23 protein-coding genes, 1 tRNA gene and 2 pseudogenes are annotated in these 23,550 nt (G+C 73.0%); 12 read left to right on the top strand and 14 right to left on the bottom strand.

Features of this window, described 5'->3' with window-relative positions:
* Positions 1-281: pseudogene (locus tag NH602_RS11520) on the top strand (hypothetical protein); the annotation flags it as partial.
* A 28-nt stretch (positions 282-309) separates the two neighbouring features.
* Positions 310-1,797, top strand: coding sequence for an amidase (locus NH602_RS11515; RefSeq protein WP_073576876.1), 1,488 nt, complete (start codon positions 310-312; stop codon positions 1,795-1,797).
* Between the two features lie 10 nt (positions 1,798-1,807).
* Here the strand turns inward: NH602_RS11515 and NH602_RS11510 are convergent, their stop codons facing one another.
* Positions 1,808-2,299: a YajQ family cyclic di-GMP-binding protein gene (locus tag NH602_RS11510; protein ID WP_062397949.1), complete on the bottom strand. Its 492-nt coding sequence runs from the start codon at positions 2,297-2,299 to the stop codon at positions 1,808-1,810.
* Between the two features lie 96 nt (positions 2,300-2,395).
* Between NH602_RS11510 and NH602_RS11505 the strand changes: the two genes are divergently transcribed.
* Positions 2,396-2,477 (top strand) — tRNA-Tyr (locus NH602_RS11505).
* 99 nt (positions 2,478-2,576) lie between these two features.
* On the opposite strand, the gene NH602_RS11500 is transcribed toward NH602_RS11505, so the two are convergent.
* From NH602_RS11500 to NH602_RS11470, 7 genes are all read right to left on the bottom strand, one after another.
* Positions 2,577-3,974 carry a tyrosine-type recombinase/integrase gene (locus NH602_RS11500; RefSeq protein ID WP_253067821.1) on the bottom strand — a complete coding sequence of 466 codons (1,398 nt, stop codon included), beginning with the start codon at positions 3,972-3,974 and terminating at the stop codon, positions 2,577-2,579.
* The gene (locus tag NH602_RS11495; RefSeq protein WP_253067820.1) at positions 3,971-4,180 is read right to left on the bottom strand and encodes an AlpA family transcriptional regulator; all 210 of its coding nucleotides are present in this window, start codon (positions 4,178-4,180) and stop codon (positions 3,971-3,973) included. Before NH602_RS11495 ends, NH602_RS11500 begins: the two co-directional genes overlap by 4 nt.
* Positions 4,177-5,775 carry a replication initiator gene (locus tag NH602_RS11490; protein ID WP_253067822.1) on the bottom strand — a complete coding sequence of 533 codons (1,599 nt, stop codon included), beginning with the start codon at positions 5,773-5,775 and terminating at the stop codon, positions 4,177-4,179. Before NH602_RS11490 ends, NH602_RS11495 begins: the two co-directional genes overlap by 4 nt.
* A 62-nt stretch (positions 5,776-5,837) precedes the next feature.
* The gene (locus NH602_RS11485) at positions 5,838-7,469 is read right to left on the bottom strand and encodes an FtsK/SpoIIIE domain-containing protein (protein WP_253067819.1); all 1,632 of its coding nucleotides are present in this window, start codon (positions 7,467-7,469) and stop codon (positions 5,838-5,840) included.
* Between the two features lie 160 nt (positions 7,470-7,629).
* Positions 7,630-7,971: a WhiB family transcriptional regulator gene (locus tag NH602_RS11480; protein WP_253067818.1), complete on the bottom strand. Its 342-nt coding sequence runs from the start codon at positions 7,969-7,971 to the stop codon at positions 7,630-7,632.
* Positions 7,968-8,357 (bottom strand): hypothetical protein, encoded by a 390-nt coding sequence (locus NH602_RS11475; protein ID WP_253067817.1) that lies wholly within the window; start codon positions 8,355-8,357, stop codon positions 7,968-7,970. Before NH602_RS11475 ends, NH602_RS11480 begins: the two co-directional genes overlap by 4 nt.
* 158 nt (positions 8,358-8,515) lie before the next feature.
* Positions 8,516-8,938 (bottom strand): plasmid replication, integration and excision activator, encoded by a 423-nt coding sequence (locus tag NH602_RS11470; RefSeq protein ID WP_253067816.1) that lies wholly within the window; start codon positions 8,936-8,938, stop codon positions 8,516-8,518.
* Between the two features lie 107 nt (positions 8,939-9,045).
* Here NH602_RS11470 and NH602_RS11465 point away from each other — a divergent pair, with 107 nt between their 5' ends.
* Together NH602_RS11465 and NH602_RS11460 are read left to right on the top strand one after the other, a co-directional pair.
* Positions 9,046-9,831 (top strand): GntR family transcriptional regulator, encoded by a 786-nt coding sequence (locus NH602_RS11465; protein ID WP_253067815.1) that lies wholly within the window; start codon positions 9,046-9,048, stop codon positions 9,829-9,831.
* The gene (locus NH602_RS11460) at positions 9,828-10,361 is read left to right on the top strand and encodes a GNAT family N-acetyltransferase (protein WP_253067814.1); all 534 of its coding nucleotides are present in this window, start codon (positions 9,828-9,830) and stop codon (positions 10,359-10,361) included. The genes NH602_RS11465 and NH602_RS11460 overlap by 4 nt, the downstream gene beginning before the upstream one ends.
* Before the next feature lie 1,244 nt (positions 10,362-11,605).
* Here NH602_RS11460 and NH602_RS11455 read toward each other — a convergent pair.
* Positions 11,606-13,546 (bottom strand): GAF domain-containing SpoIIE family protein phosphatase, encoded by a 1,941-nt coding sequence (locus NH602_RS11455; RefSeq protein ID WP_179761780.1) that lies wholly within the window; start codon positions 13,544-13,546, stop codon positions 11,606-11,608.
* Positions 13,547-13,770: 224 nt separating this feature from the next.
* Between NH602_RS11455 and NH602_RS11450 the strand changes: the two genes are divergently transcribed.
* From NH602_RS11450 to NH602_RS31895, 3 genes are all read left to right on the top strand, one after another.
* On the top strand, positions 13,771-14,043 hold the full coding sequence (locus NH602_RS11450; RefSeq protein ID WP_139282882.1) for an ATP-binding protein: 273 nt from the start codon (positions 13,771-13,773) through the stop codon (positions 14,041-14,043).
* Positions 14,044-14,553: 510 nt separating this feature from the next.
* Complete coding sequence (locus NH602_RS11445; RefSeq protein ID WP_253067813.1) at positions 14,554-15,018, top strand: STAS domain-containing protein; 465 nt, start codon at positions 14,554-14,556, stop codon at positions 15,016-15,018.
* Positions 15,015-15,836, top strand: a complete 822-nt coding sequence (locus NH602_RS31895) for a response regulator transcription factor (RefSeq protein WP_073576515.1) — start codon at positions 15,015-15,017, stop codon at positions 15,834-15,836. The genes NH602_RS11445 and NH602_RS31895 overlap by 4 nt, the downstream gene beginning before the upstream one ends.
* Positions 15,837-15,992: 156 nt before the next feature.
* On the opposite strand, the pseudogene NH602_RS31635 reads toward NH602_RS31895, so the two are convergent.
* Positions 15,993-16,229, bottom strand: a pseudogene (locus NH602_RS31635) (ArsR/SmtB family transcription factor); the annotation flags it as partial.
* 90 nt (positions 16,230-16,319) lie between these two features.
* A complete protein-coding gene (locus NH602_RS11430; RefSeq protein WP_161151310.1) occupies positions 16,320-16,931 on the bottom strand; it encodes an FMN-binding negative transcriptional regulator in 612 nt (203 codons plus the stop codon).
* Positions 16,932-17,662: 731 nt separating this feature from the next.
* Here NH602_RS11430 and NH602_RS11425 point away from each other — a divergent pair.
* The gene (locus tag NH602_RS11425) at positions 17,663-18,028 is read left to right on the top strand and encodes a hypothetical protein (RefSeq protein WP_073576513.1); all 366 of its coding nucleotides are present in this window, start codon (positions 17,663-17,665) and stop codon (positions 18,026-18,028) included.
* Positions 18,029-18,177: 149 nt separating this feature from the next.
* Here NH602_RS11425 and NH602_RS11420 read toward each other — a convergent pair whose 3' ends face one another.
* The gene (locus NH602_RS11420) at positions 18,178-19,815 is read right to left on the bottom strand and encodes a CocE/NonD family hydrolase (protein WP_253067812.1); all 1,638 of its coding nucleotides are present in this window, start codon (positions 19,813-19,815) and stop codon (positions 18,178-18,180) included.
* A gap of 91 nt (positions 19,816-19,906) precedes the next feature.
* On the opposite strand from NH602_RS11420, the gene NH602_RS11415 reads away from it, so the two are divergent.
* On the top strand, positions 19,907-21,073 hold the full coding sequence (locus NH602_RS11415; RefSeq protein WP_253067811.1) for a GNAT family N-acetyltransferase: 1,167 nt from the start codon (positions 19,907-19,909) through the stop codon (positions 21,071-21,073).
* 19 nt (positions 21,074-21,092) lie between these two features.
* Positions 21,093-21,302 carry a hypothetical protein gene (locus NH602_RS11410; RefSeq protein ID WP_202417011.1) on the top strand — a complete coding sequence of 70 codons (210 nt, stop codon included), beginning with the start codon at positions 21,093-21,095 and terminating at the stop codon, positions 21,300-21,302.
* A gap of 63 nt (positions 21,303-21,365) precedes the next feature.
* On the opposite strand, the gene NH602_RS11405 is transcribed toward NH602_RS11410, so the two are convergent.
* Complete coding sequence (locus tag NH602_RS11405) at positions 21,366-21,629, bottom strand: hypothetical protein (RefSeq protein ID WP_161151855.1); 264 nt, start codon at positions 21,627-21,629, stop codon at positions 21,366-21,368.
* 95 nt (positions 21,630-21,724) lie between these two features.
* Positions 21,725-22,720 (bottom strand): patatin-like phospholipase family protein, encoded by a 996-nt coding sequence (locus tag NH602_RS11400; RefSeq protein WP_161151856.1) that lies wholly within the window; start codon positions 22,718-22,720, stop codon positions 21,725-21,727.
* 191 nt (positions 22,721-22,911) lie between these two features.
* Between NH602_RS11400 and NH602_RS11395 the strand changes: the two genes are divergently transcribed.
* The coding region (locus tag NH602_RS11395; RefSeq protein ID WP_253067809.1) for a hypothetical protein at positions 22,912-23,550 on the top strand (639 nt) is incomplete at its 3' end.

Below are 23,550 nucleotides of genomic sequence, written 5' to 3'. Positions count from 1 at the left end.
AGCGCCGGCCCGCGCGATTCCCGTCGGGACCCGCAGCACAGGCCCCGGCCGTCCAGCGGCTCCCCGAGCCGTTCCGCGCGGCCCCGCTGCCCGAGGGCGGCGGTACCCGGACCTCCGGTGGCTTCCGGCTGCCCGACTTCCCGGCCCGCACCCGACCGGTACTGCCCGCCGTCCTGGGCGCGGCGGCCGCGGTCGTCCTGGCCCTCGGTGTCGTCGCCGGGGTCACCGGCACGTCGGACGCGTCGCCGGCGCCCGCGCCCGCCCCCGTGTCCACTCCCTGACCGATCTGCTTGTATCCCCGCCGTGGGGATCTCCTGGGACGACTACCGCAGCCACGACGCCGTCGGGCTGGCCGCACTCGTCGCCGCGGGTGAGGTGAGCGCGGCCGACCTGCTGGAGGCCGCCGTCGCCCGCGCCGACGCCGTCGAGCCGGGCCTCAACGCCATCCGACTGCGCCTCGACGACGCCGCCCGCTCCCGCGCACGCGGCCCGCTGACCGGGCCGTTCGCGGGCGTCCCGTTCCTGGTGAAGGACCTCGCCCAGCACCTCGCCGGGGTCCCGACGGCGTCCGGCTCCCGTCCGCTCGCCGACCATCCGCGCCCCGAGACGTCGACGGTGGTCCGGCGCTGGACCGAGGCCGGTCTCGTCGTGTTCGGACGGACCGCCACCCCCGAGTTCGGTGCCCGCGCCGTCACCGAGCCCGCGCTCGGCGGCCCGACCCGCAACCCGTGGGACCCCGGCCGCACTCCCGGCGGCAGCTCCGGCGGGTCCGCCGCGGCCGTCGCCGCCGGGATCGTCCCCGCGGCCGGCGCGAGCGACGGCGGCGGCTCCATCCGCATCCCGGCCGCCGCCTGCGGGCTGTTCGGGCTCAAGCCGGGCCGCGGCGTGACGCCGTCCGGGCCGGACGTCGCCGAGGGTTTCCACGGCGCGGCGGTGCAGGGCGTGCTGTCGCGGACCGTGCGGGACTCGGCGGCCCTGCTCGACGTGTCGGCCGGGCCGGAGCCGGAGGGCCCCTACATCGTGCGTCCGCCGGAGCGCCCCTACGCCGACGCCGTCCGGGACGACCCGGCGCCGCTGCGGATCGGGCTGGCCACCGCCTCGCCGCTGGGCACCGACGTCGACCCCGAGGCGGTCGCCGCGGCCACCGACGCCGCCGAGCTGCTGACCTCCCTCGGGCACGTCGTGGAGGAGTCCGCCCCCGCCCTCGACGGCCGGGCGCTGGCCACCGACTTCCTCACCACCTGGTTCTCCACGATCTCGGCCCAGGTGGCGGCGGCGCGGGCGCTGACCGGCTGCGGCGACGACGCCTTCGAGATCGAGACCCGGGTCATGGCCGCGATCGGCCGCGCCACCCCCGCGCCGGACTACCTCGCCGCGCTCGCCCGCCGCCAGGACCACACCCGCGCGCTGGCCGCATTCCACGAGCGCTACGACCTGCTCCTCACCCCGACCCTGGCCCGGCCGCCGTGGCCGATCGGGGAGCTGGCGCTGCCCGCCCCGGCCCGGATCGGCGCGCAGGCGCTGCTGCGGGCCGGCGCGTCCGGCCTGTTCGGACGGCTCGGCCTGGTCGAGAGCCTGGTCGACGCCAACTTCGCCCCGGTGCCCTACACCCAGCTGGCGAACCTGACCGGGCGGCCCGCGTCGTCGGTGCCGCTGTACCGGACGGCGTCCGGGCTGCCGCTGGGCGTGCAGTTCGTCGGGCGGCCGGGGTCCGAGCCGCTGCTGCTCGCCCTGGCGGCGCAGCTGGAGCGGGCGCGGCCGTGGGCGCACCTGCGGCCCGCGGTCCGGGGCCGGTGAGCCGGTCCGGCTACCGGTAGTTCGTGAACTGCAGCGCGATGCCGAAGTCCTTGGACTTGAGCAGCGCGATGACGGCCTGCAGGTCGTCCTTCTTCTTGCCCGAGACGCGCAGCTGGTCGCCCTGGATCTGGGCCTGGACGCCCTTGAGCTTCTCGTCGCGGATGGCCTTGCTGATCTCCTTGGCCTTGTCCTGCGCGATGCCCTGCAGGATCTTGCCGCCGGCCTTGTAGGCCTTGCCCGACAGCTGGGGCTCGTCCACCTCGAGGGCCTTCAGGCTGATCGAGCGCTTGATCAGCTTCTCCTTGAACACCTCGATCCCGGCGAGCAGCCGCTCCTCGGTGTCGGACTCGAAGGTCACGGCCTCCTCGCCGGCCCATGCGACTGTCGTGTTGGTGCCGCGGAAGTCGAAGCGCTGCGACAGCTCCTTGGCGGCCTGGTTCAGGGCGTTGTCCACCTCCTGGCGCTCCACCTTGCTCACGACGTCGAACGACGGGTCGGCCATCGGTCACTCCCTCGGGTCGGTCGGGGCCCCCTCGTCGGGGGCCGTCGGTCGTGTCGTATCCTCGTTCACGCACTCAGCGAGAGCGACGTGCACCCCGGCTGGTTGCCCGAGCGGCCAAAGGGAGCGGACTGTAAATCCGTCGGCGTAGCCTTCCCAGGTTCGAATCCTGGACCAGCCACAGCAGGTGAAAGAGACCCCCGACCAGCGGAAACGCTGGAACCGGGGGTCTCTTTCGTTGTCCGGGTGTGTCCGGCTCCGGACGGCTCGTGACGGGTGTTCACGGACCATGCACGGACTGATCTTGGTCGCGGAGGGCGTCCTCCACACGACGGCGGACCGCGTCGTCCTGACCGGCGATGCACTTGGCGTAGACCCGCAGCAGGACATCGACGCTGTGTCCGGCCCAGGACGCGACCTGCGGGGCGGGGACGCCGCCGTTGAGCCAGGTGGACACAGCGGCGTGCCGGAGGTCGTAGGGGCGCCGTGCGAGCGGTGAAGCGGCCTCCTCCACCGTCAGTGCCTCGGCACGGGCAAGGGCCCACAGGCGGCCGTACAGGCTCTCCGAGAGCGGGCCGCCCCGGGCGCCGCGGAACAGCCGGCCTTCCGTGGTGGTGCCGTGCTCGTCGAGGTGCCGCCGCAGCAGGGCGGTCAGCGCCGGCGGGGACGGGACCACCCGGACCTCCTCCGCTCCCCGGTGCTTGAGCTGGCGAGGCTCCCGGCGGGTGCCGGACTCACTCCATGCCCGGCCGGCCGACGGGGCGGAGGCGTTCAGGTACAGCTCACCCCACCCGCGTTCGGGCAGCGACAGGGCCTCCTTGCGCAGCTCGACGGCCTCACCCGGACGCAGGGCGGCGTAGTACATGACACCGAAGAACGCGACGAGTGGCGGCCCGGACCGCTGGCCACGGACAGCGTCGAGGAGTGCACGGGCCTGCCGGTGGTTGATCACGACCCGAGGGTTCACCGCCTCGGTGATCTTCGGGGCACGCCAGCGGAGCGAGGTGATCGGGTTGCCGGACAGGTGGCCGAGTTCCACCGCGTACTCCACGGCGTTGTAGAAGATCGCCCGTTTGCGGCTCACCGTCGACGCAGCGGCGGGTTTGCCGTCCATGCGCAGCGCCAGAGCGTCCAGGGCGGGCCGGAGCACGGTCGGGTCTGCGAGGGCGGTCACGGGCACGGTGTGCGCGGAGACCCAGCGCTCGACCCGGACCAGCTCGTCCGGAGGAGGACCGGCGGCCCGTGTACGGGCGTTGAACGACCAGCCGTAGAGCAGTTGCCGAACGGTCGCGGCAGCGGGTCGGCTCCGGGCGTCGGTGAACAGGGCCGGAGTGACCGTCGCGAGGGACTCGGCGATGCCCTGACGGCTCTTGCCGGCCGCGTGCGGCCACTTCATGTCCACATAGGCCAGGGCGTGTTCGTACCAGCTCGTCACCTGCTCCTCGGGGCGCTGCCACGACACCGGCCGTCCCGTGGTGATGACGAACGCCTCTCCACGACGGGTGGTGCTCACCAGCTCCGAGCGGAAGCTGTCGGCGAGAGCCCGCGTCGGGAACGTGTCGTGCCACTCCTTGCCCGCGACGATCCACCGCACCCGGTACCGGGGCCCGTCCCGGCGCACCCGCTTCGTCACCGACCAGACCCGGACGTCGAACGTCGTCGGCTCCTCGTCGCTCATGCCGCGTCCGCCAGAGCAGCGAGCCAGGCATCCAGGTCGGCCCGGCGGACCCGGATCGCGCCGTTCGGGAGCCGGACGCAGCGCGGACCCCGACCGAGCTGGCGCCACTGGTAGAAGGTCGAGCGAGCCACCTGCAACTCCGCGCACAGCTGCTCCACCGTCAGCTGCTCCGTGCCCGCGACCGGCGTCCGATCCTTGGCCTTCATGCCGCTGCTCCCTCGGTTGCCGAACGGTCGTCGGGCGGTGCGTCAGTGGTGGCGAGGACGGCGGCGTCGTAGTCGGCGCGCCATCGGGAGCGTTGGTTGATCGCATGGAGCAGCAGCACCGTGCGGGGTGGCACGTCGGTGTCGCCGGGTTTGGTGGTCTCCCAGGTGAAGGGGCCGTCGTCGACGGCGTAGGCGGGCTGCACCCCGGCGCGGTCGAGGAGTTGCCGAACGAACGCGGTCCGCTCCGCGCGGTGGTCGGACAGGCTCTTGTTGGACCACTTGCGGGAGACGAGGACTCGGCGTCCGGCGATGCCGAGGTGTTCGGGCTTGTGTGCTTTGCCCTTGCACTGCCCTGGTGTCGTGCCGGGCCGGGCGCCTTTGGGTTCGATGCCGTAGAGCAGCCAGATCGGGCAGCGCGGCGAGCACGGCGTGATGGCCAGCTCGGCGGCGAGACGGCGGGCGTGCTCGCGCTGACGGGACGTGGCGGACTCGTCGAGGCCGGCAGCCTGCCCGACGGACTTGGTGAGGTACTTGGTCAGGTAGCCGATGTGGCGGCCGGCCTCCTCCGAACCGCCGAGGATGCCCTTCACGTGGACCTGCGGACCGAACACCACCGTGTGCGCCGGAGTGGTCAGCGCGTCCGGGGTGGTGGCCTCGTCCCAGGTGGGCAGCGGCTCGCGGGTGTCGGGGTCGACGAACGCCTTGTGGTGGTGGTCCCAGCGCGGGAGCCGGTCCCCGGAGTAGACGATCTCGTTGTGGGCGGGCCACCACACCTGGTGGTAGGTGGCGGCGGTGATCGCCCGGAGTTCGGAGCGGGGGATGGTGCCGCGGATGGCGGCGTGGAAGTGCGGTGCCCCGCGCTTCTGGGGCTCCACGGTGCCGAAGTACTGCACGTCCCAGCCCACGCAGCGGCGGGTGTTCTGCCAGAACCGGTCCAGCAGCTTCGGGAAGTGGATCGCGTCGCGGGCGGCGCGGCGGTAGTCGTAGGTGTCCGGGTCGAGCGCGGCGCCGTGCTTGTCCACCCGCCCATAGGTGTCCAGGGTCAGGGTGAGGAAGGTCGAGGGCCGATACTTCCCGCCGAACACCCGGCCCAGGGTGCGGTCCTCCACCGGGCGACGGGGCAAGTTCGGTGCGTCCTGCCGACGCCGGGTCGTCCGACGCACGGCCTGCGGTGTCGGGTCGAGCGGAGCCAGCCGACCGCGGACCCCGAGCGCGCGCAGCTCCTGGTCCACTTCGGCGATCGTCTCGCGGATCTCCTCGCACTCCTCCTCATCGCCCTTGGCGCGGGCGTCGGTGTAGGCGGCGTGCAGGTCCGCCCGCACCGTCATCAGTTCCTTCTGCGCGGCGGTCGGGTCGGCGGGCTTGGTGATCGGTTCGTTCTCGAGGTGCCAGCCCTCGCGGCACTGGACCATGCGCAGGCGTCGGGCCTTCTCCGCGCAGGGGCGGCACTGGTCCTCCCGCGTGGAGCCGCAGGGCACGGGGACGACGTCGACCCGGCCGCTGCTCTGATCGATCCGGCGCATGGCCAGCGGTCGGACGCAGACGCCGTGGTCTTCCGCGAGCTGCGTGGCGACCTCGTTCGACAGCGCCAGCATCGCCTTCTGCGCTCGGGTGAGCTTGTCCTGGTCGACTGGGACGGCGGGGCTCTCCGGGGCGGTCACGCGGCACCTCCGGCAGGCAGCGCGGGCGTGCCGGGGCGGAAGGGCAGCACCGGCGCGGGACGGCGAGCCGGGTCCGGCGAGGGTGCGGTGACGAACCGTTCCAGGGCCTTGATCGCCTCGTCGGGCACCCAGGCGGCGCGGACGCGCAGGGGTTCGCGGACGCCCTCGCCGAACAGGTAGCCCACGCCGGCCTCGGATTCGCCGATGCGGTTCGCCCACGCACCCCGGTCGTAGGCGTTGTCGCCGAGGACCATCCCGACGTGGCTCTTGGAGGCGACGCGAAGGCAGATGCGGCGCGGGAACAGCTCGCGCACGGGGACGGTGTCCTTGGTGGGTTCCTGGACGTAGCCGCGCACGGTGAACCCGAGGGCGCGGCCCTGGGTGGTCAGCAGCGCAATCCGCTCGGTGATCGCCTCCCGGGTCTTGCGGTCTCCGACGTAGCGCAGCAGGGCGCCGATCTCGTCGAACTCGACAATTTCCAACGGGGTGTCGCGGGTGATCGGCACGAGGCGGGTGGTTCCGGCGTGCTCGCGCTTGCGTGCCTCCATCTGCTCGACCAGGTTGTCGAGCAGGGCGAGGGCGTCCTTGGAGGTGACGGCGTAGCGGTGGAACACGTCGCGGCCGTAGGCCAGTTCCATGCCCTTGGGGTCGATCCCGTTGACCCGGACCAGGCCGTCCCGGATGGCCGGGGCGATCGACAGCAGGGGCGCCCACATCAGCGAGCCCTTGCCCGCGCCGGTGGCGCCGCCGACGAGGGTGTGGCTGCCGCGGATCGACTGCCGCCACGGTGTGCCGTACTCGGTCGCCCCCGAGAGCACCCGGTCCAGGTCGATCGCGTCCCCGGGAAGGCCGGCCATCCCGGCGAGATCGGGTGCGGCGACGGTGGCAGCGAGCAGGTTGCGGCGCTGATAGTCGATCGACACCACGTTCGGTGCGAGTTCGCGGACCTGGCAGCGGTTCACCCCACGCGCCACCGCGAGGGCGCGGGCGGCCTGGTCGAAGTCCTCTGGGGTCTGCCCGGGCACCAGGCGCACCTTGACCTCGTCCCACGAGGGCCCGGAGCGGACCGAGAGGATGCGCGGGAGCTGGTCGCGGCGCGGGCGCTCCCGGGGCGCGGTCGCGGTGCGGCGCAGCGGGTTGACCTGGATGACCGTCGCACCCGCCCGGTCGGGGACCGTCAGGCCGCAGGAACGCAGCCAGCGTGGCATCCGTGGGGCGTAGACCAGCCAGCGCTGCCACCACGACCGGAGGTGCCGCCCGGCCCAGCGATCGAACGAGGGTAGCGACACGACCCGCCACACCCCGAGCCCAGCAGCGAGAACGGCGAGGGCGAGCAGCAGAGAGAGCCAGCCCCACCACCAGCACCACGCCGACACGACGGTCACGGTCGTGGTGGTGCGCCAGTGCCGGACCGCCCACACGACGGCGAGGACGAGGCCCTTGGCGGCGAACCACAGCGCGATGAACACGACCGCGGCGGTCGCGAGAGCTTCCAGGACTCGGGCCATGTAGTGGCCGAGCTTGTAGAGCAGATACACGGCGACCGCGAGCAGGGCGCCGCCGACGGTGAGGATCTGGTTGACCGACAGCGGCACGTCAGCCGGTGAGACAGCAGCAGCGGTGATCACGTGCGGCCTCCCTTGCGACGGGCCGGGCGGACGGTGGACAGCGGGACCAGGGCGAGTTGGCCGAGGTGATCGACGCAGCGACGTCGTCGCGGGTCGGGCCGCTCGTGGAGCGGGGTTCGGCACACCTCGCAGCGAGGCGGGCGCGGGGCGGGCGTGGTGCTCACGCGACATCACCGCCGACGGTCGAGACGGAGAGGGTCAGTCCGGCGCGGTGCAGAACTCGGCGCTCGCCCGGGGTGGTGCCGCCGGTGATGCCGTAGCGGCGTGCCGGGTCCTCGGTGGCCAGGACGTCGGCCAGGCAGGCGGCGCGGACCGGGCAGCCCCGGCAGACCCGGCGGGGTGTCTCGACCGAGGCAGCGCGGTCGTCGACGGGGAAGAACAGCTCGGTGTCCAGCCCGGCGCACGCGGCGTCCTCCCGCCACCGGGCATCGGTGGTCGTGGCGGCGGGGTCGGTGATCGGGACCAGCCGCAGCACCGGCCGGCCTCCGGTCGGGGCGCTCATCGGGCCACCGCCGAGGTGTCCGGGAGTCCGGGTGCGGTGGGGTCGGTGAGGCCGAGGTCGGTCCAGTTGGACATGGCTCCGGCGACGTCGGAGGTGGGGCGGCCGTCGGCGAGGGCCTGCCAGTCGTCGGCGGTGTCGGTCCAGTAGCGGGCCTGGCGTTCGTTGTCGAGGACGGCGGTGACGACGGCCTCGACGTAGATGACGGGGACGCCGTTGGTGGCGGTGTCGCGTTCCAGGACGGTCCACCAGCGGGCGCGGCGGGTGTGGAGCTCGGCGAGGCGCCGTGCGCGGGCGGCGTGGGCGAGCAGGTCCCCGGCCGGGGGGCGTGCGGTGTCGCGGATCGCGCGGCTGGTGCGGCGGAGGCCGGCCTCCACGAGCCTGGCCACCGGAGTGACGGTCGCGGCGGTGGCCGGAGGTGCGGTGTGGGTGTTCATCTAGGGTCGGTGTCCTTCCGAACTCAGATGCCTGGCTAGGGCGTGGGGTGAGGGAGATCGGAGGGGGAGCCCGTTGCAGCGGGCCCCCCTCCACCTGTACGAACGGCAGTTCAGGCGGCGTCCTGGTTCTTGCCCGGGGCGGGGCGCTGGTGGCCGGGGGCGCGCATCCCGGCCGCGCGGAAGCTGTAGGCCACCCGGGGCCGGCCCCCGGACTCCTGCACGTACGGGGTCACGGTCAGGCCGTCGAACTCGACCGGGCGGAACGGCAGACCCGCGGCCGCCTCGGGCGGGACCGGCTGGTGCGGCGCGGCGATCTTCACCGTCACCGTCTTGTCCGTACGCCGTGCCGCGGGGTCCGCGTCGAGGACCGACACCGACCACACCGGCAGGCCGGATTCCTTGTCGAGCTGCTGCACCGGGCGCCCCGGGGCGGACTTGTCGAAATCGCGCACGGGCTCGACCTCCGAGACGACGAACGCGCCGTGCGGGAACACGTCGCCCATCGCGACGGGGAACTTGTTTGCGATCGCCATGACTGGCCTCCTGGTTGTGTGATCAGCCTTACTGGCTTGAGCCAGTACAGCAGGCTTGAGCCAGTGGGTCAAGTGACTGGCTCAGGCCAGTTCGCTATCGTGAAGACATGACGTCTTCGGCACGGGCGCCGCGAGGCGCCAACAGCGACTACAGAGCCATCGCGCACGAGCTGCGCGAGGCGATCACCTCGGGCGAGTACCAGCCCGGCGACAAGCTCCCCTCAGAGCGCGCACTGGCCGAGCAGCACGGAGCCGCGCGCAACACCGCCCGCGAGGCAATCGCCGCACTGCGCCGCGAGGGCCTGGTCAGCGCCGAGCACGGACGCGGAGTGTTCGTTCGCAGCAAGCCGCGCTGGATGCGGTTTGGCCGGCGTCGCTACAGCGCAGCGATGCGCTCCACCAATGAACTCGGCCCGTTCGGCGCCGAGGCCGTCGCGCAGGGGCGGACACCGCACGTCGATTCCCGGATTACGCGGGTTGAGGCGCCCGCCGAGGTCGCCGAACGGCTCGGGATCGAGCCCGGGACGTCGGTCGTGCAGCGGGAGAACTGGTACTTCGCCGACGACGAGCCGTTGCAGATCGGCGTCACCTACGCAGCATGGAGTCTGGTGGAGGGGAACCCACTGGGAGACTCGGCCGACCTGGGCCCGCAGGGCATCTATGGCCAGTTCGCGGCCCTCGGCCACGTGATCGCCCACGTGCGGGAGGAGATCTCGGCGCGGATGCCTACCCGCGAGGAGGCCCAGCGCATGACGATCCCCGAGGGGGTCCCGGTCATCGAGCTGTGGCACACCGGCATCGACGCCGACCGGGAACCGTTCGAGGTCACCCGCTTCGTGATGCGTGCTGACTACTCGGCCTTGGACTACGACATGCCGGTGGAGGACCAGTGACCGAGCCAGAGCGCACCGTCCGCGAGCGCCAGGACGGCGACCTGGCCGTGCTCGCCGCCGTGCTGAAACGGGTCCACGCCCACGACGGCTACCCCGTGGAGGGAGTCGCCGATCCCCGGGCGTGGCTGGAGCACCCGCACGAGATCCAGAGCTGGACCGCCCTCGTCGACGACGTTCCGGTCGGACAGGTCACGCTCACCGAGGCGCATTCGGAGGACGACGCAGCCCGCGCGTGGATCGAGCGCACCGGCGGCACCGTCACCGACATCGCCGTCATGGCCCGCCTGTTCCTCGACCCCGACCACCGGGGCGCCGGTCTCGCCGGGTTCCTCATCCTCGCCCTGCGCCACCACGCCCAGCTCATCGGTCGGACCGTGGTCTTCGACGTCATGGCCAAGGACACCGCGGCCATCCACCTCTACGACCGCTTCGGTGCCGAGCAGATCGCGGAAGTCACCCACCGCTTCGGCGACGGCCACGCCGAGCCCGCCCTGGTCTACGCCTTCCCGGTCCCCAGACTCGCAGGCTGACCAGCAGCTCGGCCGGACCAAACGACGGCTCACGTCCGTGTGCTGCCGAATCCGCCTCTTGAGGATCAAGGCGCCGCCTCCGGCGGCGCGGGGCCGGCCACGCCGGCCCCGGCGCTCGCTCACTACACCTCCGGCCCGTTCGCAGCGCCGGGGCCGGCTACCCGGCGCCCGCATCGCCAGAGCGGTGACTGTGGAACCCCATGACCAAGTCCGCGGAGGCAACGCGTGGCAGCGATGACCAGCAGTTATCCACAGCTCGTCGTTCACGCATCCACATACCTGCCGTCCTGCTTCACGGAGACCTGCTGCGATGCTGCGACGTATGACGTCCGAGGACCCGCGAACCACCTTCGTTCGTAACGCTGCCGTCGAGGCGCAGCTAGATCTACCGGACCATGTGATCAACCGTGTGGCAGCAGATCGCTCCATCCCAGATGGCGAGGTAGCAGGGGCGCTGATCCGCGTCTCCGCATTTGCTCGACTCTCCTCGGTAACCCCAGCAGTTGATCTGACAGAGCGCCTCCTGGCGGCAGGCCGGGGAGACGCCTGAGCTCTCTCACAGCCAACCTGGGCTCCGCCGGCCCTTTCTGGGCGCAATGCATTGCCACGACAGAACCCGGGCTCTGCCCGGACCCGACACCGCTCGGAGATCAGGGGAGTGCGGCGGGGCTGGTGACCTCCTCGCGGCGCGCCGAGACGGCAGCCAGACCGGGGAGCGGGGCGCAAGGCGGGACCCCGTGCCCTGCACCCCACTCCCCGGCCTGGCAGGGGTGAACCCGCGCCGCGAGGAGATCACCAGCAGGCCGGGCATGTGGGGGAGAAGTACTCGCCGGTGCAGCTCACGGACGATACGCGGACGCGGGCGGGTGGTCCGTGCTTACGCCGCAGGTCAGAGCCGGTATGGCAGCTCTCTGTAAATCCGTCGGCGTAGCCTTCCCAGATTCGAATCCTGGACCAGCCACAGCAGGTGAAAGAGACCCCCGACCAGCGGAAACGCCGGAACCGGGGGTCCTTTTCGTTGTCCCGGTGTGTCCGGCCCAGGACGGGACCTGCGGGGCGGGGACACGGCCGTCGAACCAGGTGGGCACCGCGGCGTGCGGGCCACCCCGGGCACCGCGGAACAGCCGGCCTTCGGTGGTGGTGTCGTGCTCGTCGCGGCGGCGCGGGGCCGGCCACGCCTGCCCCGTCGCTCGCCCACTACACCCCCGGCCCGTTCGCCGCGCCGTGTCCGGCCACCCGGCTCCTCAGCGCGGAGTGGGGGCTCTCTCCCATGGAGGAGCAACGGCATCCGATGCGACCGCTGGGGCCGGGGCGTCGAAGTGGATCGCGAGTGCGACGGCGTCGTCGTGGGCGGGGTCGGAGAGCGTCGCCATCACGGCATCGACGATGTCATCGGGTGTCCCAGGAGATACCTGCTCGATGGTGGCGAGCAGCGCGTCGGTGGCGGTGTCGACATCGAGGCCGGGGCCGTCGACCAGGCCGTCGGTGTGCAGCAGCAGTGTGGAGCCGGGCTCGACGACGCGTTCGTGGTCCGCGCGCTCCTGGCCGATGGTGAAGTCGAACCCGAACAGGGCGTCGTGGTCGGTGAGCAGTTCGGTGCTGCCGTCGGGGTGGATCAGGATCGGCGGCGGGTGGCCGGCGTTGGTCCAGCGCAGGAGCCACCGGCCGTCGGCGGTGCGGTGGGTGTAGGCGAGCACGGCGGTGCCTGCGGCGCCGAGGCGGAGTTCGTGGTTCGCGGTCTCGAAGGCCGAGAGCACGGTCGAGGGCGGTCGGCCGGAGTGGTCCCACGCTGCTTGGCGCAGCATGGACCGGGTCTGTCCCATCAGCGTGACGGCGGGGAGGTCGTGGCCGACGATGTCGCCCACCGAGATCCCGACCATCGGGACGTCCGGGCGCCCGGGGTGGGTCATCACCGTGGCGTCGTACCAGTCCCCGCCGACGTTGAGTCGGGCGTCGGCCGGGATGTAGCGGGCGGCCATGGTGAGTCCGTCGATGTCGGGGAGCACCGTCAGCATGGCGTTCTGCATCTCGTGGGCCACGGAGGTGCGGTGGTGCAGGTCCCGGGCACGTTCGAGTGCCTGCCCGGCGTAACCGGCGATGGTGGCGATCGTGAGCAGGTCCGCGGTCTCCACCGCATCGGGCCGGTCCCAGCCGAGCAGGATCGCACCGGCGGGAGCACCGCGGCCCGGGACCGGGGCAGCGACGACGGTGTGCACGCCACGGCGTCGCATCGCCTCGGCCGCCTCGGCCGGGTGTGCTGCGGCGAGGTCGTCCTGGTTCCCGTAGTGCACGACGCGCTGTTCCCGGATCGCGATCGCCGCTGGGGTGCGCACGCGGAGCGTCGTGGTCAGTCGCTGGTCCACAGTCGGATCGATGTCGACGGCACCATCGAGATCCCCGGCTTCTGCCGGTGAACGGGCATCGGCAGGCAGGCTGTGCAGACGACCTGTCCTGTCGCGCAGGACGGTCTCGACGTAGGAGGGGGCCAGCTCGCCCCCGAGCAGTTCGTCGATGCGCGCTCGGACGTCGGGCACGGTGCTCGTGTCGGTGAAGGACTGCGAGGCTCGCAACAGCATCTGGCCACGCAGGTGCGCGCGCCGTTGGACGGAATCGGCCTCGGCGCGGAGGATGGTCTCGGTGCTGGTGTCGTACCGGGCCAGGCGGAGGCGCAGCTCGGTCGAGCACGATCGGGCGATCTCGCCGAGCGCGATGGTCTCCTCCGCCGTCCACCGGCGGGGCTCGTTGTCGATGGCGCAGAGCGATCCGAGGACACGGCCGTGCTCGTCGGTCAGCGGCATCCCGGCGTAGGCGATGACGCCGAGGTCCGGGATCGCCAGGTTGTCCCTGAACCGAGGGTCCATCCGGGCGTCAGCGATGACCAGGGACTGCCCTGAGGTGACCACGTACTGGCAGAACGAGTGCGTCAACGGGGTCGACCGGGCGATGGCGGCAGGCCCGGTCAACCCCGCCATCCCGGGGAACACCTGCCGGTCGGGCTGCACCAGAGTCACCAGAGCGATCGGGGTCGCCAGCGCGCGACGGACCCAGGCGGCGAAGCGTTCCATCTCCGGATCCGACTCCGACCCGAGCCCCGAGCGCCGTAGAGCCGTCAGCCGCTCCGGGCTGTAGAGGGCAGCGCACTCGGGAGCCGGCTCCATCGTGCCGCTCGTGATGTCCTCGGGCATCCTGCTCCTGGGCGTCCGGCTCACACCAGTCGTCGGGTGGTCTGCGAATGATGACGCAGGGTCGTGGGTACTGCTTACCGATGGTCGGATCGGACGTCCAGTTCGTGACACTCGACCGAGGGGGCAGGATGACCCGGTCGTTGTCCCACCCCTACCTCGATCACTCGTGCCTGCCGTTGTTGCGCCGGTGGATCCGTGAGCACCTCCCTGCGGTCGACGACCTGGTGTTCCGCGCCGAGGTGGTCTGCACGGAGCTGGTGGCCAACGCGGTCGATCACGTCGGTGGTGGCGGCGACGTCCGGATCCGCCCCACGCCGGGTGGATGGCTGATCGAGGTCGACGACACCGACCCCGAGGGTGTGCTCACCCCAGGACGATCCCGCCTCGGCAGCAATCGCGGTAGGGGGCTGACGCTCATCAGCGCCTTCGCCTCGTGGGGCGTGCGACGGACCCGCGACGGCAAGACAGTGTGGGCTGTCATCGACATCGCGGAGTGACCCCTCGGCCGTGAAGGTCCGCGCCGCGGCGCCGGCCGCACGGGCTCGCGCGCACCGCTCTCACAGCGTGCGCCGGTGCCACCGGTGACGAGATCCGCCGAACGGTGCTAGCCAAGGTCGGGTACGGCGGTCACGCTCGTCCGACTGCCCTGGAACCCGGAGACGACCCGTTCGCGACTGTGCGAGTGCGCCGTTCCGCAGGAGTGGCGGTGGCATGCCGGCTTCGAGAGCCGCGCGAGCGCGCGATTCTCGATCGGCGTGGCTGTTCCACCGTTCGGCATGTATGCGGGTGGCGCTACGACTCGACGGTCGGCGCGCTCCTCCCGGTCCGGCGACGTCCACCGGCCCGTCGTGGAAGCGCTGGATGCTATCGAAATCCTCGGACACAGGGTCGGACCGGAGTGGTCGTCCACTCCGTTCACCGACTCACGCAGACCCGGATCGGACACGTGAGTCAGGTGTCCGATCCGGCCCCGGGACACTCCGATCGAGCAAGGAGCGCAACCCTCCATGTCAGGTATCGCCGTCAAGGCCTCGTCGGACCGGCCCGTCACATCCGCATTCGACCCCGACGGATCGACGCATCCCCGGTTGTGGTTCATCTACGTGGCCGGTCGGCTCGATGCGGGCCTGGCAGTTCGGGTCCTGCGCCTGCTCGACGTCCAGCTGGAACTCATCCAGGCCGGTCTCGCCGACAAGACGCACGTGGTCATCGATCTGGCTGCGACCACGACCATCGACGCGGGCGGCGTCGCGACGCTGCGACATGCACCGTTCGAGGCCGCACGACTCGGGGTCACCGTCTGGCTCTCCGGTGTGACCGGACGGACCGATCGGCTGCCGACGCGGAGCCGGAGCATGCTCGACCGGATCCGGATGTTCCCCGACGAGGAGGCCGCCGTCCTGGCCTACACCACGGGGACGACCACCGCCGACGTGGCGGGCCGGCGGGCCGGTCGCGGCGTGGCGACGTGACGACCGGGGTGGACGACGGGCCGGTGGGCGCCGAGGGCGCGCCGCGGTCGACGGCGTCCCGGCCCGCGCCCCCGGTTGCCCCTCCCGTCATCCCGCCCGACGGGACGGGCGAGGGCCACGGCTGCACGACCGTGCTGGTCATCGACGGACACGACCTGGTCGGCACGGCACTGTGCCTGGCACTGCGGCGGGCTGGGAACGAGGCACACCAGATCGTGCTCGGTCCGCACGACGTCATGCTGGCGGCCGCCGGCGCGTATCCGCCAGGAGTCGTGCTGATGGAGCCGGCGATCGGCTCGGCGACGAGCGGGTGGGACGTCCGCGTTCCGGATCTGGTCGCCGCGCTGACCCGGACGGGGTGTCGGGTGGTGGCTCTGGCGGGACGCCACGACGGCCCGATGCTGGGGGCGATGATCATGGCAGGTGCACTCGGTGCGGTTCCGAAGTCGGCGCCGCTGGAGACCTTGCTCACTGTCGTGGCCGCGGTCGCCGGCCACCAGTTGGTGATGAGTGGTGGCGACCGGGCTCGGTGGCTGGACGACTACGCCCGGTACTGCTGGCGGGTGGAGGTGCGGTCGGGCCACGTGCGGAGGTTGTCTCCACGCGAACTGCAGGTTCTCCGGCTGCTGGCCACCGGCCATCGGGCTGCGGTGATCTCCCGGGTCCTGTCGATCTCGCTGTCGACGGTCCGCACGCAGATCAGTTCTCTCCTGGCCAAACTCGAGGTCGCCTCCCAGCTCGAGGCGGTCGCCTTCTTCCATGACGCGATCGCCGACGCGGGCTCGATCGCACCGGATCGGAGACCGTCGGAGCCGTGACGTCGTCCTGACGTCGGCATGTTCGTGTCCGGCGGCGACCGGACGACGGGTCGGACGGCCCGTCAGCGACAGCGGTCGGCGGAGCGTCTGCCGGGAGTCGGCCACGGCTCCGGCCGAGCCGAGCACCGTCTCGGCGCTGCGCAGGAGGTCGAGCAGCTCCGGGCGCACGAGGCGGTGGTAGGACTGGCGTCCCTCGGCCCGGGAGTCGATCAGGCAGCAGTCCCGCAGGCAGGCCAGGTGCTCCGACACCGTCGACTGGGCGAGACCCAGCCGGCGGGTCAGGTCGACCACGCGGGCCTCGCCCCGGCCGAGCCGCAGCATGATGGCCAGCCGTGCCGGGTCGACCAGCGACCGGAACAGCGCCACCGCCGGGCCGACGTCAGGGCAATTCATCGCCATGAGGCGATGCCGGTTCAGAGAACACGATGAGGGAACACCGCGAGCCCGTCGCGGCGGACGGGCCCGGTGTCCGGTCGTCGTCCGTCACCGGCGGTGTGCCGCCACCGCCCGGGCGCCCGCGTGGTCCCCGGCGGCCTCGAGCCCGCCCACCACGCCGTCGACGTCGGCGGCCGGCCGGTTCTGGCTCAGCTTGAGCTTCGCCTCGATCCTCTCGATCCGCAGCTCGACGCCCACGATCGCGCGCAGCTGCCCCCGCACGAACGCCTCCGGGGCGTCGTCGACGCTCCAGGGCGCGGGCCGGCCGGCCTCGTGCAGGTCGGTCAGGCGCCGCACGACGGCGTCGAGCCAGTCGACGTCGTCGTGGACGACCACGGTGCCGCGGACGTGGGCGGTCACGTAGTTCCAGGTGGGCACGACCCGGCCGTGCTCGGCCGTCGACGCGTACCAGGACGGGCTGACGTAGGAGTCCGGCCCGCGGACGATGACGAGCCCCTGTCTGCCGTCGACGCGGGTCCAGTGGTCGTTGTTCCGGGCGAGGTGACCGAGCAGGGCGCCGCGGTCGGGGTCGTGGACGAACGGCAGCAGCGTCGCGTCGAGTCCCTCCGGGCCGGCCGTGACCAGGTCCGCGGCACCGGGGCGGGCGAGGAGCTGCCGGACGTCCTCGTCGGTGTGGGCGAAGTGGGCGGGGACGTACACGGCGGGTCCTCTCCTCCGGGCGTGGTCGGCCCCCAGGGTGCCCGGCGCCGCGGCGTTCCCGGAGGGCCGTTCCCGGGCCGTTCTCAGGGGCCACTCGTCGTGGCCGGCCGGTCCGGGCCGTGCGGGACGCCGACCTCGCGCAGCAGCAGCTCCTGGCTCGCGCCCAGAGGTCGCGGGGTGCTCGACCGCATCGATCGTGTGACGGGTGAACGGGTGGTCGAGGAACGCCGCGGTGAGCAGTTCCGCGGCGGGGGGGGGGCGTCGCAGGTCGGGCGATCCGGGCGGTGCGTGTCATCGGCGTCGACAGCAGACGGCGGCACGCCGCTGCTCGAGCGGGTTCCAACCCACTCTTCCGGGGTGGATTCGTCCGTCGGAGGGTGCGATCCGGTGTCGCGATACCCCGCATGTCACTACGACAGGGTGACGCGGCGACACGGCCGTGCGGATGGTGCATCACGGAGCGTGTTCCGAGAAAAGGGTACGCGTCCGTTCGGGTCCACTGTGGTGACGATCCGTCGCGGACGGCGTCCGGAAGCGACGCCCACGCCGATTCCCGGCTGCCGGAAGAGAGCAATAACCTCGCGGTCAGTAATGCCCATCGTCCGATAGTGGTAGAAAGTTCGTTGGATCGGGGACGGACCGGATAGCGTTCTGTGCATCGGCGGGGCTCCCGAACCCACGCCGAACACGCCGGTCCGACATCGGACCCCGTACACAACGGAGAAATAACTGTGCTGAAGAAGGCTGGAATCCTGACCGCCGGCGTCACCGCTGGTCTGCTCGCCATCTCCCCGCTCGCCTTCGCGGGTGACGGCGGCTGGGACAAGGGCCACGGGCACGGCCACGGCGGCGACCGCATCAACGCCGACCAGATCAACAACCTGGAGAACGACCGCAACAGCGTCCAGTCCGGTCTGGTCAACGTCGGCGACGTCAACGCCCTCAACAACGCCAACGTGCTCAGCTGCTCGCTGAACAGCGCCGACGTCGCCGCCAGCGTCCTCGGCATCCTGGGTGGCCAGGCCACCAACGGTGAGGACGCCCCGTCCTTCAGCGACTGCTCGCAGGGCGACAGCCAGACCAACATCCAGGACTGAGTGCACCTGCACCACCGGGCACGATGACGGGACCGTCTTCCCGTCATCCGTGACTCTGCACTTCCGGAGATCCCCCGCTCTTCCGACCGGAGCGGGGGATCTCCGCATTTCCGGGGACAGCCGGAAAAGGTGGATGGTGGGCCCCGAATTCAGGGGTGGTGCGGCAACACCACGTGCGAGGGATGCTCGGAATCGTGCAGGAGCTCGTAGGAGATCCGTTCCCCGTCGACCGCGGTCGCCGTCCGCTCTCCCGTTCCCGGGTTGCGGGCGAAGCGCGGGAACGCCGCGCCGGCGACCTGCACCCGGAGCCGGTGCCCGGCCCGCACGCGGTACCCGGTCGGGCTCAGCGTCATCCGGACGACCGTCGTGCCGTCCGGGGCGGTCGCCTCGCGGTCGGGCACCAGCCGGTGCATCGCGTCGGTGATGTTCATCGAGGTCCCGTCGGGGCCGACATCGCACAGGCGTACGAACACGTCGCCGATCCCCGTCCCGGTACGCACGTAGACCACGGCCGACACCGGACCGAGCAGGTCCAGGTCGGACTCCAGCGGCGGGCCGGTCCAGACGCGCACGTCGTCGCGGGCCTCCACGCCGCGGTTGTCCAGCTGCTTGGACGGCGGCTGGAGCATCGGGCCCCCGACCGTCGGCGTCGGGTCGGCGGGGTCGTAGACGAACCGTGACGGCGGGGGTGTCCCGGCCGGCCGGTCCGGGCCCAGCCCGCCGTCGGCGTCGAGGTACCACTCGGTCGGGCGGGCCTCCGGCGGCGGCCAGCACGGCAGGTCGATCCAGCGGTCGGCGTGCTGCACGTACACCCGGACCGGCGCGCGCTCGTCGTGCTCGCCGTCGTGCAGGTGCACGCCCAGCCAGTGGACCATCTCGTGGGCGATGGTCGACAGCGAGCCGCGGTCGCCGTGGGTCCACGGGCCGATCGTGATCCGCGCCGTCGCCCCGCCGCGCTGCAGCGCGGTGAAGTCCACCAGCTGACGGTCCAGGAACAGGTCCCACCAGCCGGTCACCATGCAGACCGGCGGCATCGCGGCGGCGTCGAAACCGTCGTGCTCGGCGGGCGCCCAGAACTCGCGCGGCTGCTCGGCGTGCTCGACGAAGTCCCGCCAGAACACCACCGGCGCCCCGGTCAGCGCGACGTCCGCGGCCTGCAGCGGCTGGGAGGTCACCGCGCGGCGCTTGCGACGGCTGAACACCGGCGTCGCGAGGAAGCCGGTGACCGCGCCGATGCGCTCCTGGCGGCCGATCTGGTTCACCCAGGTCGCGAGGTTGAGCAGGCCGGGCGCGCCGCCCGGGTAGAAGGTACTGGTGAACTCCGACGCGGTGATGTCGGCGTTCATCGAGCACAGACCCGGGTCGGCGTAGGGGGCGATCGCCCACTGGGTGTGCCCGACGTAGCTGGGGCCGACCATCGAGACGCGGCCGTCGCACCAGGTCTGCCCGCGCACCCAGGCGAGCGTGTCCAGACCGTCGGAGCTCTCGTGCAGGAACGGGCGGAACTGCCCGCCCGAGCCGAAGGTGCCCCGGGTGGACTGCACCAGCACCTGGAACCCGCGGCGCGCCAGCAGCGAACCGATGATCGACCCGAGGCCGTCGCGGCCGTAGGGGGTGCGCATCAGCACCGTCGGACGCGGCCGGAGCGGGCCGGGGGCCCGGTAGAGGTCGGCGAGCAGGACGACACCGTCGGAGAGCGGGACCCGCAGGTCACGCTCGCGCACGTACGGCTCGTCGGCACCGAAGCCCAGCCTGCGGTCGACCAGTCGCTCCGTGAGCGCGGCCATGACACCTCCCCCTCGTCCGCCCCCTGCGGACAGGCCCGATCGTAGGAGAACCCGGTTGCCCCGACCGGGCGTGGCCGGTGACGGTGTCGACGTGACCGTCCCTCCCGTACTCACCGACGGGGTCGTGACCCTGCGCGCGCACACCGGATCCGACGTCCCCGGGATGCTCGAGGTGTACCGCGACCCCGACGTGCACCGCTGGACGTCGCTCGACCCGACCTCCGGAGAACCCCGGGCCCGGGAGTGGATCGACCTCGCCCGTCGCCGGTGGGCCGCCGGCCGTCACCACGTGTGGGCGGTGGAGGCCGCGTGCGACCGCCGCCCGCGCTACGCGGGCTCGATCGACCTGCGCCGCGACCCGCTGCCGTCGGTCGGCTACCTGCTCGCGCCGTGGGCGCGCGGACGGGGGCTCGCGAGCCGTGCGCTGCGGCTGGCCGCCGACTGGGGCTTCGACGTCGCCGGGTTCGCCGCCCTGCACTGGGACTGCCGTGCCGGGCACGTCGCGTCCTGGCGCGTGGCACACGCCTGCGGGTTCCGCTTCGAGGGTGTCCGCACCCGGGCGCTGCGGGCCGGCGACGACCTCGTCGACGCCTGGACCGCCGTGCTGCTGCCCGGCACACCCGTCGCCGACCGGGCCCCGGCGACGACGTGGTGGCCGCACCCGGTGCTCGACGGCGAGAGCGTCCGGCTCCGCCCGCCCACCGGGGCCGACCTCGCCCGGCACGTCGAGGCGTGCAACGACCCCCTCGCCCGCTGGTGGAGCGCCACCCTCCCGGTGCCCTACACCGACGACGACGCCCGACGCTGGCTGCGCGACCACCCGCTGGAACGCTCCCTGGGCTCCGGTGTCGGCTGGGTGATCGCCGACCCGGACGACGACCGCTACCTCGGCACCGTCTCGGTGTTCGGCACCGACCGGGCCTACACCCCGACCGGTGGCGAGGTCGGCTACCGCGCCCACCCCGACGCCCGCGGCCGCGGCGTGGTGTCCGCCGCGGTCCGACGGGTCGTGCGGCACGCGTTCACCCCGGTCGCCGACGGCGGGATGGGCCGGCACCGGCTGCAGCTCGGCGCCGCGGCGGACAACACCGCCAGCCGCCGCGTCGCCGAGCGCGCCGGGTTCCGGCTGTGGGGCCGCCCGCGGGCCGACGGTGTGCACGGCACGGAGAACGAGATCGTCGACGACGGGGTCTGGTACGACCTGCTCGCCACCGACCCGATCCCGGCGCCCACCGGAACTGTCGGGGGTGCCCCGTAGCCTGCCCGCCGTGCGGATCATGCGGATGTCCTGTTGCGGTACCGAGTGGGTGGGACCGGACCGGGCGCACTGCTGCCGCCGGTTCGGCGGCTGCGGAGCCGTCTTCGACGACGCGCAGCTGTGGGACACCCACCGCCCCCGTGGCGTGTGCGTGACCGACCCGCGCGAGCTCGGCCTCGTCGCCACGCGCAACGGGATCTGGCAGCGGGCGCTGGACGCGGCGGGCTGACCCGAGGCGGCGGGCACTCGACGCGGCGGGCCGCTCGACACGGCGGGCCGAGGGGGACCGGGGTCAGGGCGGCCCGCGGGTGATGCCGCGGAACACCGCCTCGTCCCGCCCGGGGTTGCGGACCCGGACCAGGTTCAGCCCGGTGAACCACAGCACCGACCCGGTACCGAAGGTCCGGCTCCCGCCCGCGGCGCAGCAGAGCTCGATCCGGCCGGCGTCGACCACGACGACGGCGCCCCGCCACTCGTCCTCGACGTGCGGGTGGACCTCGCCGGGGGCGAGCACGACGGTGCGGGTCCGCACCCGCGACGGCGCGTCGTCGCGCATGGGCCACCCCCCGGGTCCGGTACGGGGCACGGTGCCCACACCAGCTCCGACCGCCCGGCCGCGCCGAAGTCATCGGCGCACGGGCGGGAGGGGGCTCAGGCCGCGGCGGCCGGGGCCGTCGCGGACAGCACCGTCTCGTAGCCGATCCGGGCCGCGGCGGCGACCCGCCCGGGGTCGGTGGACAGGCCGTGGACGCCGGCGGGGGAGTGCGGACTCAGCGTCAGCAGGTGCGCCCCGGCCCGGTCCGGGTGCGCGGCGTCGGCGAGCAGGGGCAGGCACTCGCCGTGCCGGGCGGCGTCCTGCGCCATCCGGCCCAGGCCCGGTGCGAGCCGGTCCAGTGAGCGGGCCCACAGCGGGGTGCGGGCGTCCGGCGGGATGCCGGTGAGGTCGTCGGCGGTGCGCGTGAGCAGGGCCAGGACGTGCGTGGCGCCGTCGCGCAGGGCCCGTGCGACCGGGAGCGGGTCGCCGACCGAGCCGTCGATGAAGTCCTCGGCGTCCTCGCCCGTGCCGACCCGTACCGGGGGGCCCGCCAGCAGCGGGATCGCGGCCGTCGCCCGCATCGCGGTCCTCCACGTGGCGCCGTCGGGAAGCGCGGTCAGCACCCGCGGGCGCAGGTCGACCGCCCCGGTGACCACGACGTTCAGCGGGACCGGCGGGTCCACCAGCCGTGACCAGTCGGTGGGGAGGGAGTCGACGAGGATCCGGTCGAACAGGTGGTCCAACGACACCATCGGGCGGCGGGTGCCGAACCGGCGCGGGTCGATGAACTCGCGGCACGCCATGTCCCGTTCGAACACCCGGGACACCTCGGCTCCGTGCCCCATGACCAGGGCCGTCCCGACGAACGCCCCGGCCGAGCTGCCCCACACCTCGTCGACGCCGGCGGCGAGCCCGAGGTCGGACAGCGCGTGCACCATCCCGGCCGCGTAGGAGCCGCGCATCCCGCCCCCGCCGACGACCAGCGCGATCCGTGCCCCGTCGGCGTGCCGGCCGGGGCGGCGCCCGGTGTCGCGGCGGCGCTCGAGCAGGCGCAGGACCTCGGTGTCGCCGTGCGCGGCGGAGGTGAGGAGGGCGGGAGGCACGCCCCCCATCATGGAGGTCCGCGGCCCCGCGGCCCCGCGGCGGCGGCGCCCCGGTGTCCGGGGACCGCTCACGAGCCACCGACCGCGGACCGTCCACCGCCCGGCGCCTCCCGGCTCGGGTGCCTCGCCGCACAACTAGTACGTTCGCGCGACCAGCGCCGACGCCCTCGCGGAGGCCCGCTGGAGGGGGGAAGGACACCGTGACGCAACGACGCCGTCCGCGGTTGCAGGCGCTCGAGGCGACGTCGCTGCCCGCGGCACACGCCAGGGCCCGCGACGCCCGTCGCCGCCATCCGGTGGTCGGGGACCACGCCGCCGCCGTCGTCGCGGACGACCTCGACCTGGGCTCGGCGCCCGGGCGGGCCGACACGCTCTCCACGCTGCTGCGGGTCGCGGTCCTCGACGAGTGGGTGCGCGGATTCGCACGACGGCACCCGGGCGGGACCGTCGTCGAGCTGGGACCGGGGCTGGGTGACCGCGCGGGACGGCTCGGCGACGACGGCCCGGCGCACTGGGTCGACGTCGAGCTGCCCGGGGTGGCCGAGCTGCGCCGCGAGCTGCTGGCGGGCCCGGCGCACCTGGTGGCCGGGTCCGCGCTCGACGAGGACTGGCTGGAGCTGGCCCGCGACCTGCCCGGCCCGCACCTGGTCGTCTCCGACCGGGTGCTGACGCTGCTGCCCGAGCAGGGCGTGCAGCGGATCGTGTTCACCGCCGCGCGGATGCTCCCGGGCGCCGAGCTCGTCACCGACCTGCTGTCCCGGGGCGCGGCCGGGCGGCTCGCCGCGGGCCCGCTGCGCGAGCTGGAGGTCGACTGGACCTGCGAGGACCCGCGCGAGCTG

This window comes from Pseudonocardia sp. McavD-2-B, from assembly GCF_024124365.1.
Taxonomy (GTDB): domain Bacteria; phylum Actinomycetota; class Actinomycetes; order Mycobacteriales; family Pseudonocardiaceae; genus Pseudonocardia; species Pseudonocardia alni.
The sequence above is the reverse complement of the archived record's forward strand: the minus strand, read 5'-3'. Positions and strand labels throughout refer to the sequence as shown.

What these genes read in the sequence shown, in the direction of transcription:
- NH602_RS11470 (WP_253067816.1), bottom strand. Translation starts at nt 8,938, where the DNA reads ATGGCGATCGCAAACAAGTTCCCCGTCGCGATGGGCGACGTGTTCCCG.
- NH602_RS11500 (WP_253067821.1), bottom strand. Translation starts at nt 3,974, where the DNA reads ATGAGCGACGAGGAGCCGACGACGTTCGACGTCCGGGTCTGGTCGGTG.
- NH602_RS11495 (WP_253067820.1), bottom strand. Translation starts at nt 4,180, where the DNA reads ATGAAGGCCAAGGATCGGACGCCGGTCGCGGGCACGGAGCAGCTGACG.
- NH602_RS11400 (WP_161151856.1), bottom strand. Translation starts at nt 22,720, where the DNA reads ATGGGGGGCGTGCCTCCCGCCCTCCTCACCTCCGCCGCGCACGGCGAC.
- NH602_RS11405 (WP_161151855.1), bottom strand. Translation starts at nt 21,629, where the DNA reads ATGCGCGACGACGCGCCGTCGCGGGTGCGGACCCGCACCGTCGTGCTC.
- NH602_RS11410 (WP_202417011.1), top strand. Translation starts at nt 21,093, where the DNA reads ATGCGGATGTCCTGTTGCGGTACCGAGTGGGTGGGACCGGACCGGGCG.
- NH602_RS11465 (WP_253067815.1), top strand. Translation starts at nt 9,046, where the DNA reads ATGACGTCTTCGGCACGGGCGCCGCGAGGCGCCAACAGCGACTACAGA.
- NH602_RS11480 (WP_253067818.1), bottom strand. Translation starts at nt 7,971, where the DNA reads ATGAGCGCCCCGACCGGAGGCCGGCCGGTGCTGCGGCTGGTCCCGATC.
- NH602_RS11455 (WP_179761780.1), bottom strand. Translation starts at nt 13,546, where the DNA reads ATGCCCGAGGACATCACGAGCGGCACGATGGAGCCGGCTCCCGAGTGC.
- NH602_RS11420 (WP_253067812.1), bottom strand. Translation starts at nt 19,815, where the DNA reads ATGGCCGCGCTCACGGAGCGACTGGTCGACCGCAGGCTGGGCTTCGGT.
- NH602_RS11490 (WP_253067822.1), bottom strand. Translation starts at nt 5,775, where the DNA reads ATGCTGGCGCTGTCGAACGAGGTCGCCACGCAGCTCGCGGAAGACCAC.
- NH602_RS11510 (WP_062397949.1), bottom strand. Translation starts at nt 2,299, where the DNA reads ATGGCCGACCCGTCGTTCGACGTCGTGAGCAAGGTGGAGCGCCAGGAG.
- NH602_RS11445 (WP_253067813.1), top strand. Translation starts at nt 14,554, where the DNA reads ATGTCAGGTATCGCCGTCAAGGCCTCGTCGGACCGGCCCGTCACATCC.